This window comes from Bhargavaea sp. GQ12, assembly GCF_059758705.1.
The window spans coordinates 36,187-49,691 of the sequence record NZ_JCAXEU010000003.1; the positions used below are offsets into that span (position 1 = coordinate 36,187).

A 13,505-nucleotide genomic window follows, 5' to 3' on the forward strand; every position below is an offset into this window, starting at 1 on the left:
AAAAAGCCTGTGCGGCAATAGTTCCGCACAGGCTTTAGTCAATCGGCTTCGCGCAGTTCAAACTCCTGCCCGGAAACCGGCTGATTTCTATAAAATCTCAGCAAGTCGCCGTTGATGATCATATCCGAATACTTCAGTTCCTGCTGAACTTTCTGCAGACCTTCTTCGCAGGCTGCGGGATCCCCTTCTTCTCTTGTGGAGAGGTCGTAGCATACTTCGCCGGCATAAATGTTCTCCGGAGTAATGAAGCGGCCATCGCGGAACGCAACGAACTCGTCGTGCTCAGGAGAGAATATGTCTGTCCCGAACTGGACGTCATCCTTCGTCTCAATGCCCATCAGGTGCATAAGCGTCGGCCGGACGTCGATCTGGCCAGCGAGCTTCTCGACAGTTTCCCCTTCCCCATAGCCAGGAATGTGAATGAACATTGGAACTTTCTGAAGTTCCGCAGAAACAAGCGGCGTAATCTCTTCACCAAGGTACATGCTCATCGCCTTGTTGTGGTTTTCGGAGATGCCATAGTGGTCTCCGTACATGACAATGATTGAATTGTCATAGAGCCCTTTTTCCTTCAGATCATCGAACAGGCTCTTTAAAGCTTCATCCATATAGCGGACCGCCTGGAAATAGCGGTTCAGCGTTCTCGAGTTTGAATCATATTCCGGTATCAACTTATCCTCTTCATCGAGCGTGAACGGATAGTGGTTCGTGAGAGTGATCATCCGGGAATAAAACGGTTGAGGCATTTCCGTCATGATGTCCGCAGACTGTTCAAAGAACGGAATGTCTTTCATTCCCCAGTTGACGGCCTCTCCTTCACCGACCGTGTAGCTTTCAATGTCGTAGAAGTGGTCGATATCAAGCGCCTGATACATCATGTCCCGGTTCCAGAAACTTTTTCCGTTAGGGTGCATGACGTTCGTGTAATAACCGTTATCCCCGAGTTTCTCAGCCATCGAATTATAAGTGTTTCCGCCGTGGGTGAAGAACACCGCACCTCCGCTCAGCGGATAAAGGGAGTTCTCCACGATAAACTCGGAGTCGGATGTCTTCCCGAGACCGGTCTGATGGTAGAAGTTCGGGAAATAGAAAGTATCCTTGTCTTGGGTCAGGCTGTTCAGGAACGGTGTGACCTCATGGCCGTTCATATCGTTATTGATCACAAAGGACTGGAGAGACTCCATCGAGATCGCAATGATATTGCGCCCTTCGGCAACTCCGAACATTTCAGGATCAGGTTCTGCATGGTTGGCCGAAGTGTAGTTCTCAATTTCGGTCAGCTCGGTGCCATCGGCAAGTGCGCGCTGGGCATGGGACTTTGTCTGAATATAGATATCGTAGAGATGGTAGTTGTACATTCCCAGGTTCTTCACGAGCAGTTCACGGTCGAAACTCCGCGTAAGGAGCTGCGGGCGTTCCGTTTCGGCAAGGCCGAGGTTCAGGACAAGCAATGCAGCGGTCCCGACAAAATAAAGCCTGCGGAACATTGGACGCACCGCCGCCTTCACTGCGGGCTCTCCCATTTTTTTCGCTGCAAACCAGATGATCAGGATATCCGCGAAGTAAAGTGGGTCATGGATTCTCAGGCTCGACAGCACGGAAGATCCAAGGTCTCCAAAGTTATTCGTCTGGAAGAGCACAGGAAGCGTGATGAAATCACTGTAGAATCTGTAGAAAACCACATTCGCATATAAGATGATCGTCATGATCCCGCTCGTGATGAGAAGATATCTGACGGTCCCTTTCCATGTTTTCATGTACATGGAGAAGCCGTAGATGAACAGCAGGAAAAATAACGGATTGAGGAACAAGATGAATTCCTGCATCATATTATCGATTGCCATGTTAAAGCTTGTTTTATAGGTGATATAAGTTTTGAGCCACGATGCTACTACTGCAATCGTGAGCAGCAGCAGGAGTTTTGGCCTTTTCGTAATTGCCACGTCTGGCTAACCCCTTTCTGGTAGGTTTCTCGGTCTGGCGGAATGAGATTGAGGGAATGAAGACAAACACATGGTTGCTCAAATCCGAGTACCCTATATATGACGGATGTAAACGGCATATGGTTTCATTGTAAACCGAAGTTCATATTTTCTTAATACTTCATAAGGCCCGATTATCGTTCCGGCCTTATTTCCCCCTCCTGAGGATCAGCAGGGATTTTGTGAATTCACCGTTGGAGATCATTCCATTTTCATGCAGGTGGCGGACTTCCATCTCCATCAGGATCAGATCTGCATTCCGGTCTCCGGTATAGACAAACGTGCCGAACCTCTTGAGCAGCTGCATGACATCATACACGGTCTCCAACATCCGCCCCTCCCCTGCAGTCGATCACACGGCGTTCAGTGAAAATCCTGTCAACAGGGATATCATGGGACTCAGCCGGCACTTCACCGGCCAGTTGCTTTTCAAACGCAAGCGAGACCGTATCTCCCCCGAAGTCCGTAAGATAACGATCATAATAACCGCCTCCGAAACCGATGCGGTACCCTGATTGCGAATAGGCAACGCCCGGGACGACCAAAAGATCGATATCCTCTTTTCCGGCGGGCTTGGTTTTATCCTCTGCAGGTTCCAGCAGGTCCATATAGACGGTCTCCAGCTGTTCATAAGAATCGATGTAGCGGAATTGCATGCCACGGTCTGACGGCGAGCATCTGGGTGCGGCTACCCGCTTGCCGTCTTTCCATGCAGCTTCGACCAGCGGCCTTGTGTCAAGCTCGGGAAACCTGGAGATGGTGACACCTATAGTGCCGGCATTTCTGTACGCCGGATCTTCCATGAGATACCGGATGGCGTCACGGCTGCGGCCGGAATAGTCCTCCGGCTGCATATTCCTCAATGAACCGAGTATGTTCTTACGGATCGTCTTTTTATCCATTACAGAAACCTCCTCCAATGAAAAAACCAAAACCGGTACCGGTTTTGGCAGGATCCGCTTACTTCGTTTCGCGGTGCAGAGTCTGTTTGTTATCACGTGAGCAGTACTTTTTCATTTCAATGCGTTCCGGATTGGTACGCTTGTTTTTGGTCGTGATATAGTTGCGCTCGCCGCATTCAGTGCAAGCAAGAGTTACATTAACGCGCATTCGGTTCCCCTCCCACTCATACAGGATAGAAATGTTTGAGCATGGTTAAGTGAGCATGATTTATACGACTGTTCCATTATAGCACAAGGCACGCCGATGTCCACTAAAGAATCTGCGTCCAAAGCACTTTTTTTCATGGGACAAACACTCTGGCCGGGCGCTTTCACGGCAACCGAAGCCAAGTGTTATTCCCCTTCCCCTTCACGGATAACCGTGCCGTCTTCCGACTCTTTCAGCGCTCCTTCGATATTGGCGCCGGCCTCTCCGCTTTTAATCCGCTGTTCCTTGAGTTCAAAGTAGAAATCAGTCATTTCCCTGGCGATTTCATTGTTCGGATGCGGAATGGAATTTGTGTTTGACGAAACGTTCGGCGCGAGAACGGCATAGGCGATCTCGGGATCCTCATATGGCGCGAACCCGACATGGGAAACATTGACGGTCGGCTTCCCGAACCATGGGTCCTTCCTGTCAGCCTCGTAATATCTGCGCTCAGCTGTCCCGGTCTTGCCGGCCGCCTTATAGCCTTCTGTGTCGCTGAATGTCGAATAAGCGGTTCCACGCCGGTCGTAGTAGACGGTGTACATGCCCTGCTTCATCCGTTCAATCTGATTGTCGCTATTGCTGACCCGGTTCAGATATTTGGCGGGAAGCTCGGTGGCGATCGGTCCAAGTTTCTTGCCGTCCGGAGAAGGTTCTCGTATTTCTTTGACGACTCGTGGTGCGACCCGGTATCCGCCATTGGCGATCGTTGAAACATATTGGGCAAGCTGCATGGTCGTGTACGTATCGTACTGTCCGATGGCAAAGTCGAGAACATTGCTTGAAGAAGGATTGGACGGGTGCTGCCCGGCCGCTTCGTCCGGCAGGTCGATGCCGGTTTCAACACCGAGTCCGAACGAGGCGAACGAATGACGGAAACGATCAATCGCCTGTGAATCGATTGAGAGCGGGCCATTCGGAACATAGGAGCCACCGCCGATGCCGATGGCGATCTTCCACATATAAACGTTGGAAGACCGTGTGATGGCCGTGATGTCATTGACCGGAATGCTATTGTACCAGTTGAACAGTGAGCGTTTTGGTGGTGTGCCCCTAAAATGCATCGGAGCATCGATCATCGTCTGGCCGACCGTTGCCCCTCCGTGTTGATAACCCGCGAGGATAGTCGCCATCTTTATGGTAGAACCGGCCTCGTAGGCATCCTGATAAGTGCCGAATGTGCGGTCATACACTTCGTACTTTCCTGTTTCCTTGTTCCGTATTGCCTGCTTGCCGACCATGGAAAGGATCTCCCCGTTATTCGGATCCATCATGACGAAGAAAATCCGGTCGAACATTTGCGAATTCCGTCCGTTTTTGATGGAAAGGACATGCCGGCTGACGACTTCTTCCGCTTTTTTCTGCAGTTCGCTGTCAATGCTCAGGACCAGGTCCTTGCCAGGCTGCCCTTCCTGTACCGGAACTGTTTCAAGGACGTTACCGGCCTTGTCGGTGATGTTTTTCGCAATGGTCTTCTGCCCCTGGAGGACTGATTCATACTGCTTCTCTATAAAGCTTTTGCCCACCCGGTCGTTCCTTGAATAACCGCGTGCCAAATAGTACTGCAAGTCATCTCCGGGAAGTCCTTCTTTAGGAGTGGTCGTCTGGCCAAGGATCGCCAATTCCGAATTCCTTACACGCTCCCAGTCGGTTGTCGTATTGACGCCGGGCAGTTCGTGGAGGCGTTCTGAAACCCTCGCATACTCCTCCGGTGTCACGTCACCGCTCTTGATGATCTGTGGCGAGTAGTTGTACCCGGAGGTCATTTCCCTATAGATGGCGAGCACTTCAACTTCTTCGGGACTCATTGCCTCCAGGTCGGCTTCAGTGATTTTATCCCGGACGAGACTGTCCAGCTCCCGTTGCCGTTCGGTTTTCGACTTAGTTTCATCCGAGTTGATGGCCTTCTTTTCCTTGTCCGATACACGATCGTAAGCCTCGTCCTTATTGAGAAGAATCCAGAAGTCTTTTTTGTCTCGTTGTGTGACATCTTCCGGATCCTTTTCAATCAGTGCGGCAAGCCCACGGGCCACTTCCAGCATTTCGTCCGTTTTTGTGGACTGCTTTTTCGTGTAGGTGATCGCCCGTTTCGGCTCGTTACCGACAAGGATCTGGCCTGTCCGGTCGTAAATTCTGCCCCGAGGGACGCTGGTATTGACCGAAATCTCCTCGGTACGCTCAATGACCCTCTTGTAATCTTCTCCTTTGACAATCTGAAGATAGCCCAGCCGGAGAACAAGCGACGAAAACAGGAGAAAAATGGTGAAGAACAGGACATTCATCCTAAAGGTGGTGTTTTTGCGAAGTTTCTGTTTTGGTGTCTCCTGCTTAGAGGATCGCCTGCGGCGGTTCACGCGGCTTCCCCCTTTCCTTGCGAATTTCTACGAGAATTGTACCTCAAACCAACAAAAAAAGCACACACCAACGGGACGCCCGTGGTGTGTGCGGGGTTTCCGGCATCGCCGGAATTAGGCTGAGAAAACGATTATTTTGCTTCTTCGTAGCGCTTGGAAACTTCTTCCCAGTTTACAACATTCCAGAATGCCGATGCATATTCAGGACGGCGGTTCTGATACTTCAGGTAGTACGCGTGCTCCCAGACGTCAAGTCCGAGTACTGGCGTCTTTCCTTCCATAAGTGGAGAGTCCTGGTTCGGAGTCGAAGTGACTTCGACTTCGCCGTTGTTTACGACGAGCCAAGCCCAGCCGGAACCGAAGCGGCCCTTCGCTGCTGTTTCGAACTCTTCCTTGAATTTGTCGAAGCTGCCGAATTTCTTGTCGATCGCTTCAGCAAGAGCTCCGGATGGCTGTCCGCCGCCGTTTGGCGAAAGGATCTGCCAGAAAAGCGAGTGGTTGGCATGGCCACCGCCGTTGTTGCGGACTGCGGTTTTCTTTTCTTCCGGTACGGAATCGAAGTTACGGAGAACGTCTTCGATCGATTTTTCAGCAAGATCCGTTCCTTCAACTGCAGCGTTGAGGTTTGTCACATACGTGTTGTGGTGCTTCGTATGGTGGATCTCCATCGTTTCTTTGTCGATGCTTGGCTCCAACGCGTCGTACGCGTATGGAAGTTCTGGCAATTTAAAAGCCATTTCACATTCCTCCCGGGTTCAATTGATTGACTACAACCTTCACATTATCAAACTTGTTGCACAGCTTCAAATAAAAAGCACCGCCGAAATGGCGGTGCAATAAAGTATCTCAGGAAACCACGACAACAAACAGCAAAATCATAACAATCTGGATGGCACCCTTTACGCCGACAGACGTCAGGAACCCGATCAGCGACCCTAGTCCGCTTCTCAAAGCCTGGTTCAGCCCTTTCCGGTTGACCAGCAGTTCGCCAAGCACGGCACCGATAAATGGGCCTGCCAGAATCCCGATCACCGGTATGACAAATGGTCCGACCAGGATTCCGATGGTACTTCCCCACAGTCCGGCCTTTGTGCCGCCATACTTTTTCACGCCTACCGCGTTCGCCAGGAAGTCAGCTCCGAAAAGCAGGATGACGAACAGGATTTCGGCCAGCCAGAACCACCAGGGCAGTTCAGCAAATGAATAGAACAGCCCGTAAAGGACGAATCCCAGGAAAACAAAAAGAGAAGCGGGGATCACCGGATAGACCAGCCCGATGAACGCAATGATGAAACTCAGGATGATCAGCGTCCAGGCAATGATGGCCATTTAGGTCCTCCCCCTTCTCTTTTCACATTATACGTTGCGGCCCAGAATCGATTCCGCAATATTGACGGCGTGGTCGCCGATGCGCTCCAGGTTGCTCACGATATCGACGAAGACGATACCGGCCTGTGCGGAACATTGGCCATCGTTCAGTCGTTGGATGTGCTTTTTGCGGAACTTCCGCTCCATCTTGTCGATGAGATCTTCTTTTTCTGCGACTTCACGGGCGATTTCCGCATCGTGATGGTTAAGGGCTTCAAGAGAGCGGCTGACCGTATCGATGGTCAGGCTGAACATTTCATCCAGGTCCGCCAACGCACCTTCAGTGAGTACAACGCGGTTGGCCTCGCGGTAGTCGATCAGTTCGATGATGTTTTCAAAGTGGTCGCCGATCCGCTCAATGTCGCGAACCGTCTCCATCAGGATGACGTGACGTTCAGATTCGATCGCACTGATCGGCTCCGCAGAAATCTTCACGAGATAATCTGTGATCCCCCGGTCAAGGTTATTGATCGCATCCTCCAGCTGGTACGCCGTTTCAGAATGCTTTTTCTCGCTTGTTTTCAGATATGTGTATGTCTCGTTCAGGCCGCGGACAGCGTATTCGCCCATCCGGAGAATCTCTTCTTTTGCCTGCCCGATCGCGATTGACGGCGATTGGCTGATAAAGGAAGGATCCAGGTGTTTCGGCTTAAATTCGATCGATACATCCTCACCTGGAATCAGTTTTGTCACTACGTATGCCCAGACACCGATCAGCGGGAATTGAATGATGGTATTGGCCACGTTAAAGGAGCCGTGTGCAAATGCAATCTGCATTTTCGGTTCCAGGCCGAGCACGGACGACAGCCAGCTGACATATGTCGTGAACGGTACGAGGAAAATCAGGAAAACGATCGACCCGATCACGTTAAACAGGACGTGAGTGGCTGCCGCACGCCTGGCCGCGACAGATGCACCAAGAGATGCAAGAACAGCAGTGATTGTTGTACCGATGTTGTCACCGAACAATATAGGCAGTGCCGCCCTCAGGTCTACAAGCTGCTCGGCATACAGGCCCTGCAAAATCCCGACTGTCGCACTGGAGCTCTGGACGATCAGTGTAAAGACCGTACCAACGACAACGCCGAGAAGCGAGTTTTCGCTCATCGATAGGGTCAGGTCAATAAACGCCGGAAGTTCCCGGAGAGGCTTCATGCCACCGCTCATCAGCTCGAGCCCGAGGAAAAGGCCCCCGAAGCCGAAGACGACTTCACCCAGGTTTTTAATCTTGTCCTTCTTAAAGAAGAACAGAAGGAAGGCACCCACACCCATAATCGGAAGCGCATAGGCTCCGACATCAATACCGATGATAAAGGCAGTGACCGTTGTCCCGATGTTGGCCCCCATGATGACCCCGATCGCCTGGCGGAGTTTCATGAATCCGGCACTTACCAGGCCGACGACAATGACTGTCGTCCCTGAGCTGGATTGGATCAGGATTGTGACGACAACCCCCACCAGGACGCCCATGAACGGATTGGTCGTGAAACGGTCCAGAATATCTCTGAGCCGGTCGCCGGCAGCTTTCTGGAGGGCGTTCCCCATAAAGTTAATGGAAAACAGGAAGATCCCCAGTCCGCCGATAAACTGGAATATCATCTCTGTCCAATTGATTTCCACGAGTTCATTCAACCCCATTCGACAAAAATTAATGCTTGTCCATTATGTAGAGTGGTCCAAGCGATTGTAAAGAGGAACTTTAAAGAATTTACAATACGTTAACAATCGGGGTTCCGGGCGTCATAGAACTTTCGTTTTCTCCCCACAGATGTACCCTTACACGTGGTAAACTAAACGGGTTAGGGAGGCGATCGATCTGAATCTGAAGTTCCGGCAAATGTTCCTTTCGGCTTTTTATGAACCGAAAAAACTGGCCGCCTACCGTCTTCTGCCATTCGGCAAGGTCGTGAAATATATCTTTGTCTTCGTCCTGCTCACGGCTGTACTATCATTCATCAGTTTTTCCCTTTCCTCGGGTGCCATCCTCGAAGAGACGGGAATTCCGGCTGAAGAACTTAAGGGCATCGGACCGCTCCTCTACCCGGCAGCTTTTGTTCTCCAGTTTCTGATCTCCACTTTCTATTTCTATATTAAGGCGAGCATTGCTGCACTGGCGGGCATGGGAATGATCCGGCTCCGCAGCCGCCGTGGCGAGTACCGCCACTTGTGGCGAACATCAGCCGTCGCATTGACTGTCCCGACCCTGCTGCTTCTTGCCGACGATTTGCTGGGAGGAGCCATTCCTTTTGCCGCACCGCTTTCTTGGGCCGTAGCCCTAGTTTATATCTGGCTCGCGGCAGGCTATTATCCCAAAAATGCACCTGTTAAGAGACCAGCGGCGCATAAACCCCCAGTCCGTTCATAGAATGTGGAAAAGGGGGTTTTTCCATGCGGATTTTCCTGGCCGCCATCGTGATCCTGATCATTTCCTACTTTATCAGAACCGATCTGCAGGAAGGGACCATCCCGAAAGCGGCATTTTATTCGGCGGAGGCAGGCGGCTCCTGCCAAGAGACAGCCCAGCCGGACGTGATTCCGGTAACACTCGTGGAGGGCGACACCGTACGTTCTTTATTCGCACTTTATCCTGATGATATGGACCTCCTCACGCGACTGAGCGAGTTTTATAATCTGAATCCCCACCTTAAGAACCAACAGCCCGCTGCAGGCAGCACCGTCTTTTTGCCCCTGTCGCCGGACAGCGGGGAATCATGCGGGTGACCCGGGGGCTGCCCGTATCCGGATTACTTGTCTAAGATGGAATGCATTGATAGAATAATCGAAGTGAAGGCACCGGCCTGCTAAAGGAGAGAATGACATATGGGTGAAATTACACACCGTTCAAAAACCCGTCCGGTCCGAGTTGGAAACCTGACGATCGGCGGCAGCAACGAACTCTTCATTCAGAGTATGACCACAACAAAGACACATGATGTGGAAGGAACCGTAGCCCAGATCAAACGTCTGACGGAAGCGGGCTGTCAGGTTGTCCGGGTAGCTTGCCCGGATGAGCGCGCAGCCTATGCCATCGGCGAAATCAAAAAACAGATCGACATCCCGCTAGTCGTGGATATCCACTTTGACTACCGCCTCGCGCTCATTGCAATCGAGCAGGGTGCGGATAAGATCCGGATCAACCCCGGAAATATCGGAAAACGCGAACGTGTTGAACAGGTTGTCAAGGCCGCGAAAGAAAAAGGCATTCCGATCAGAATCGGCGTTAACGCCGGATCGCTCGAGCGCCATATTCTTCAGAAGTATGGCTATCCGACTGCTGAGGGCATGGTTGAAAGTGCCCTGCACCACATCAAGATTCTCGAGGATCTCGACTTCCACGACATTATCGTGTCGCTGAAAGCCTCCGATGTCCAGCTGGCAGTCGATGCTTACCGTTTGGCATCGCAAGCATTTGATTATCCGCTCCACCTCGGCATCACCGAGTCCGGAACCCAGTTTGCCGGTTCGATCAAGAGTGCAGCCGGTCTCGGCACCCTGCTGAGCATGGGGATCGGAAACACACTCCGTGTCTCACTCAGTGCTGACCCGGTTGAAGAGATCAAAGTAGCCCGTGAACTATTGAAAGTCTTCGGCCTTTCGTCCAATGCGGCAACCCTCATTTCCTGCCCGACATGCGGACGCATCGAGATCGACCTGATCTCTATCGCGAACGAAGTGGAAGAATACATCTCCCACATCAAAGCGCCGATCAAGGTTGCTGTTCTCGGCTGCGCGGTAAACGGCCCGGGCGAGGCACGCGAAGCGGATATCGGCATCGCCGGCGCACGCGGTGAAGGTCTTCTCTTCATGAAGGGCGAGACCGTCCGGAAAGTTCCTGAAGAAACGATGGTCGATGAGCTTAAGATGGAAATCGACAAGCTTGCAGAGGAGTATTTCGAAAACAAGCGCCGCGAAGAAGAGCTGGCGCTCCAGGGGGATGCGGCAGAGTGAATCCGCTCCGCCTCGGAATCGATATCGATGGGACGGTAACTAGCCCATCTTCGCTCCTGCCCCACATCAACAAACGATTTGGACAGGCATTCAAACTGGATGACATCACCGATTATAGCCTGACCGCTTCATTTCCGATGCTGGATCCAAAAGAGTTTGGCACCTGGTTCAAGGAAGCGGAACCGGAAATCTACCGGACTTCCCCGGCGCATGACTATGCACAGGAAATCCTGAACAAGTGGAACCGGCTGCATGAGCTTTACTACATCTCGGCCCGCGGACTGGAAGTCAAAGATGTCACGTTCGGCTGGTTCAGGGAGCAAGGCATCCCCTACCGGCACATCGAACTGACAGGCACCCACCGCAAGATCGAGGCCGCAATAAAACACGAAGTCGATGTGTTCTTTGAAGACAAGCACGACAATGCCGTCGATATCCACGAGGAAGTCGGCATACCCGTCCTGCTGTTTGATGCCCCCTATAATCGCCTTCCCGCCCCTCCCGGAGTCGTCCGGGTCCGGGATTGGCGCGAGGCTGACCAATGGATCCAAAAAGAATTCGGCACACAAAAAGCGTGAGGATGCGAACTCCTCACGCTTTTTCATATTTAATGGCAGCTGCGGCCTTTTTAGCTTGCGCTTCTGCAGTCCGGGCATTGTCCGTATACTTCAAATTTATGATCATCAATGACGAACGCCGGAAGGGCGCGGGAGACCTGTTCCATCGGACACACATCTAGTTCCTCGGTTCTTCCGCAATCCATGCAGATGAAATGATGGTGGTGTCCATGCCGGTCGCAGTGCATGCGGAACTTTCGCTCTCCTCCCAGATCTGTTTCCTCGAGAATCTTAAGTTCGGAGAATGATGTCAGGTTGCGGTACACCGTATCCTGGCTCATGGTCGGATGGTCGGCAGCAAGCGCCTTTTTCACATCACCCGCAGACAGATACCGGTCCTCGAGCTCAAGCAGCCGAAGAATCGCCTCGCGGCTCGGCGTACGCTTGAACCCTTCGGATTTTAGCCGTTCTATGGCCAGTTCAAAATTCACTGTTCCCCACCTCCTCTTTCTTTGAAGCCATCCGTGATGCGGTGAACTTTTTCCCTGCAAGCACGGCAAGCAAAATAAGGATTGAGATGACGACAATCGTCCCGCCCGGTGCGAGGTTCAGGTAGAATGCCGAAAAAAGACCTCCGATCACCGACAACTCTCCAAACAATGCCGAATAAAACATTGCCTGACGGAAGCCTCCGGAGATCTGCATTGCCGCAGCGACCGGAATGGTCATGAGCGACGAGACAAGAAGAATTCCGACAATCCTCATCGACCCGGCGACGACAAGGGCCGTCACAACCATAAACCCGATATTCAGAGCCTTTGACGAAATTCCCTGGGCCCTCGAATATTCCGGGTCGAATGACATCGTGAACAGTTCCTTATAGGTCAGTAAGATGAACAAGGCAGTGATGAGGGCAACAATAACAATGGTATATAGATCCTCACGGCTCACGGCTGAAACCGAACCGAAAAGATAGCCGACCAGGTCGGTGCTGAAACCCTGTGCAAGAGAGATGAAAATGGCGCCGATTGCAATCCCGCCGGACATGATGATCGGGATGGCAAGCTCCTCATAACTTTTATACATTTCCCTTAGCCGGCCGATCAGCAGTGATCCGGTAACCGAAGAGCCGATGCCCAGGTAAAGCGGGTTCAGCGCTGCAAGCGCGGCCACATTCTGGCTCAGGAAGAGACTGCCCGCAATCCCGGCAAGCGCAACATGGCTGAGTGCATCAGCGATCAGCGCCAGCCTCCTTACCACGATGAACAGGCCGAGCGCAGGTGCAATGAGACCGATGATCAGGCCTGAAGCAAAAGCGTTCTGAAGAAATTCATAATCGAAAATAGCTGAAATCATGCATCTGCCGCCTTCCTGTCATGATGAACACGGCGGACTGCATGACCATACCATTCGTTCCTGATCTGGTTTTCCTGACGGCTGTATTCTTCATGCGGTCCATGGAAGTGGATTGAACGGTTAACACAGGCGACATGGGACACCAGCTGGGAAACCGTGTCCACATCATGGGTGACGAGAACGATTGCAATCCCTTTCTCACGGTTTAGCCGGCCCAGCATATTATAAAACGACTGCATATGCTTGCGGTCGATGCCGACCGTCGGCTCATCAAGGACGAGGAGTTCAGGGTTGCTGATGAGCGCACGTGCAATGAACACACGCTGCTGCTGGCCGCCCGAAAGGTCGCCGATCCCGCGGTCTGCAAACTCTTCCATGCCCACCGCCGCAAGCGCCTCGTCCACTTTTTCATCGGCATCTGCCGGATAGCGCCTGAACAGTCCTGTCTTTTTGACCAGGCCGCTCCGGACGACTTCTCTCACCGTTGCCGGGAAGGCCCGGTTAAACGCATTGGATTTCTGCGAGACATAACCGATCCTCTCCTTCTCCCGGAAATTGGCTGCCTCCTGTCCAAACAGCCGGATCCGGCCTGACAGCGGTGTGATCAGACCGAGTATGAGTTTGATCAATGTGGATTTTCCCGATCCGTTCGGTCCGATGACCGCCCAGAATTCCCCTTTTTCAACGGTGAGGAAGATATGTTCGAGCGCTGATGTTCCACCGTACCGGTAGGACACATCTTCAAGCTCTATCAATGGTTCTGTCATGTTGCTTCCTCTTTTCCAATTCGG

At 52.1% G+C, this 13,505-nt stretch carries 15 protein-coding genes; 4 read left to right on the forward strand and 11 right to left on the reverse strand.

Annotated elements, in window-relative coordinates; all coding sequences use genetic code 11:
- Window positions 1-38: 38 nt before the first annotated feature.
- The 8 genes from AC6CHQ_RS03605 to AC6CHQ_RS03640 all read right to left on the reverse strand — a co-directional run bounded on the left by AC6CHQ_RS03605 (window position 39) and on the right by AC6CHQ_RS03640 (window position 8,473).
- Window positions 39-1,943 carry an LTA synthase family protein gene (locus AC6CHQ_RS03605; RefSeq protein WP_251240338.1) on the reverse strand — a complete coding sequence of 635 codons (1,905 nt, stop codon included), beginning with the start codon at window positions 1,941-1,943 and terminating at the stop codon, window positions 39-41.
- Window positions 1,944-2,130: 187 nt separating this feature from the next.
- A complete protein-coding gene (locus AC6CHQ_RS03610; RefSeq protein ID WP_245744312.1) occupies window positions 2,131-2,313 on the reverse strand; it encodes a YqgQ family protein in 183 nt (60 codons plus the stop codon).
- On the reverse strand, window positions 2,294-2,884 hold the full coding sequence (locus tag AC6CHQ_RS03615) for a 5-formyltetrahydrofolate cyclo-ligase (RefSeq protein WP_251240339.1): 591 nt from the start codon (window positions 2,882-2,884) through the stop codon (window positions 2,294-2,296). Before AC6CHQ_RS03615 ends, AC6CHQ_RS03610 begins: the two co-directional genes overlap by 20 nt.
- A 58-nt stretch (window positions 2,885-2,942) precedes the next feature.
- Window positions 2,943-3,092 (reverse strand): 50S ribosomal protein L33, encoded by a 150-nt coding sequence (rpmG, locus tag AC6CHQ_RS03620; RefSeq protein ID WP_008299952.1) that lies wholly within the window; start codon window positions 3,090-3,092, stop codon window positions 2,943-2,945.
- Between the two features lie 185 nt (window positions 3,093-3,277).
- The gene (locus tag AC6CHQ_RS03625) at window positions 3,278-5,485 is read right to left on the reverse strand and encodes a peptidoglycan D,D-transpeptidase FtsI family protein (protein ID WP_251240340.1); all 2,208 of its coding nucleotides are present in this window, start codon (window positions 5,483-5,485) and stop codon (window positions 3,278-3,280) included.
- A gap of 131 nt (window positions 5,486-5,616) precedes the next feature.
- Window positions 5,617-6,222: a superoxide dismutase gene (locus AC6CHQ_RS03630; protein ID WP_092051193.1), complete on the reverse strand. Its 606-nt coding sequence runs from the start codon at window positions 6,220-6,222 to the stop codon at window positions 5,617-5,619.
- A gap of 109 nt (window positions 6,223-6,331) precedes the next feature.
- A complete protein-coding gene (locus AC6CHQ_RS03635; RefSeq protein WP_092051194.1) occupies window positions 6,332-6,814 on the reverse strand; it encodes a DUF456 domain-containing protein in 483 nt (160 codons plus the stop codon).
- Window positions 6,815-6,841: 27 nt separating this feature from the next.
- Window positions 6,842-8,473, reverse strand: coding sequence for a Na/Pi cotransporter family protein (locus AC6CHQ_RS03640; protein WP_498080909.1), 1,632 nt, complete (start codon window positions 8,471-8,473; stop codon window positions 6,842-6,844).
- 217 nt (window positions 8,474-8,690) lie between these two features.
- On the opposite strand from AC6CHQ_RS03640, the gene AC6CHQ_RS03645 reads away from it, so the two are divergent.
- The 4 genes from AC6CHQ_RS03645 (at window position 8,691) to AC6CHQ_RS03660 (ending at window position 11,379) form a co-directional block, all read left to right on the forward strand.
- Window positions 8,691-9,218, forward strand: coding sequence for a DUF1189 family protein (locus AC6CHQ_RS03645; protein ID WP_092051196.1), 528 nt, complete (start codon window positions 8,691-8,693; stop codon window positions 9,216-9,218).
- A gap of 23 nt (window positions 9,219-9,241) precedes the next feature.
- Window positions 9,242-9,574 carry a protein YqfZ gene (yqfZ, locus tag AC6CHQ_RS03650; RefSeq protein WP_092051197.1) on the forward strand — a complete coding sequence of 111 codons (333 nt, stop codon included), beginning with the start codon at window positions 9,242-9,244 and terminating at the stop codon, window positions 9,572-9,574.
- Window positions 9,575-9,673: 99 nt separating this feature from the next.
- On the forward strand, window positions 9,674-10,801 hold the full coding sequence (gene ispG / locus AC6CHQ_RS03655) for a flavodoxin-dependent (E)-4-hydroxy-3-methylbut-2-enyl-diphosphate synthase (protein WP_092051200.1): 1,128 nt from the start codon (window positions 9,674-9,676) through the stop codon (window positions 10,799-10,801).
- The gene (locus AC6CHQ_RS03660; protein ID WP_498080910.1) at window positions 10,798-11,379 is read left to right on the forward strand and encodes a 5' nucleotidase, NT5C type; all 582 of its coding nucleotides are present in this window, start codon (window positions 10,798-10,800) and stop codon (window positions 11,377-11,379) included. Before ispG ends, AC6CHQ_RS03660 begins: the two co-directional genes overlap by 4 nt.
- A 50-nt stretch (window positions 11,380-11,429) precedes the next feature.
- On the opposite strand, the gene AC6CHQ_RS03665 is transcribed toward AC6CHQ_RS03660, so the two are convergent.
- From AC6CHQ_RS03665 to AC6CHQ_RS03675, 3 genes are read right to left on the reverse strand one after another with little or no spacing between them, the layout of a single operon-like run.
- A complete protein-coding gene (locus AC6CHQ_RS03665; RefSeq protein WP_498080911.1) occupies window positions 11,430-11,849 on the reverse strand; it encodes a Fur family transcriptional regulator in 420 nt (139 codons plus the stop codon).
- Entirely contained in the window at window positions 11,839-12,714 is an 876-nt protein-coding gene (locus AC6CHQ_RS03670; RefSeq protein ID WP_498080912.1) for a metal ABC transporter permease, read from the reverse strand. The genes AC6CHQ_RS03665 and AC6CHQ_RS03670 overlap by 11 nt, the downstream gene beginning before the upstream one ends.
- Window positions 12,711-13,481, reverse strand: coding sequence for a metal ABC transporter ATP-binding protein (locus AC6CHQ_RS03675; protein WP_498080913.1), 771 nt, complete (start codon window positions 13,479-13,481; stop codon window positions 12,711-12,713). Before AC6CHQ_RS03675 ends, AC6CHQ_RS03670 begins: the two co-directional genes overlap by 4 nt.
- Between the last annotated feature and the right edge of the window lie 24 nt (window positions 13,482-13,505).

Coding starts and splice junctions, on each gene's coding strand:
- AC6CHQ_RS03610 (WP_245744312.1), bottom strand. CDS start 2,313: ATGTTGGAGACCGTGTATGATGTCATGCAGCTGCTCAAGAGGTTCGGC.
- AC6CHQ_RS03615 (WP_251240339.1), bottom strand. CDS start 2,884: ATGGATAAAAAGACGATCCGTAAGAACATACTCGGTTCATTGAGGAAT.
- rpmG (WP_008299952.1), bottom strand. CDS start 3,092: ATGCGCGTTAATGTAACTCTTGCTTGCACTGAATGCGGCGAGCGCAAC.
- AC6CHQ_RS03630 (WP_092051193.1), bottom strand. CDS start 6,222: ATGGCTTTTAAATTGCCAGAACTTCCATACGCGTACGACGCGTTGGAG.
- AC6CHQ_RS03635 (WP_092051194.1), bottom strand. CDS start 6,814: ATGGCCATCATTGCCTGGACGCTGATCATCCTGAGTTTCATCATTGCG.
- AC6CHQ_RS03645 (WP_092051196.1), top strand. CDS start 8,691: ATGTTCCTTTCGGCTTTTTATGAACCGAAAAAACTGGCCGCCTACCGT.
- yqfZ (WP_092051197.1), top strand. CDS start 9,242: ATGCGGATTTTCCTGGCCGCCATCGTGATCCTGATCATTTCCTACTTT.
- ispG (WP_092051200.1), top strand. CDS start 9,674: ATGGGTGAAATTACACACCGTTCAAAAACCCGTCCGGTCCGAGTTGGA.
- AC6CHQ_RS03670 (WP_498080912.1), bottom strand. CDS start 12,714: ATGATTTCAGCTATTTTCGATTATGAATTTCTTCAGAACGCTTTTGCT.
- AC6CHQ_RS03675 (WP_498080913.1), bottom strand. CDS start 13,481: ATGACAGAACCATTGATAGAGCTTGAAGATGTGTCCTACCGGTACGGT.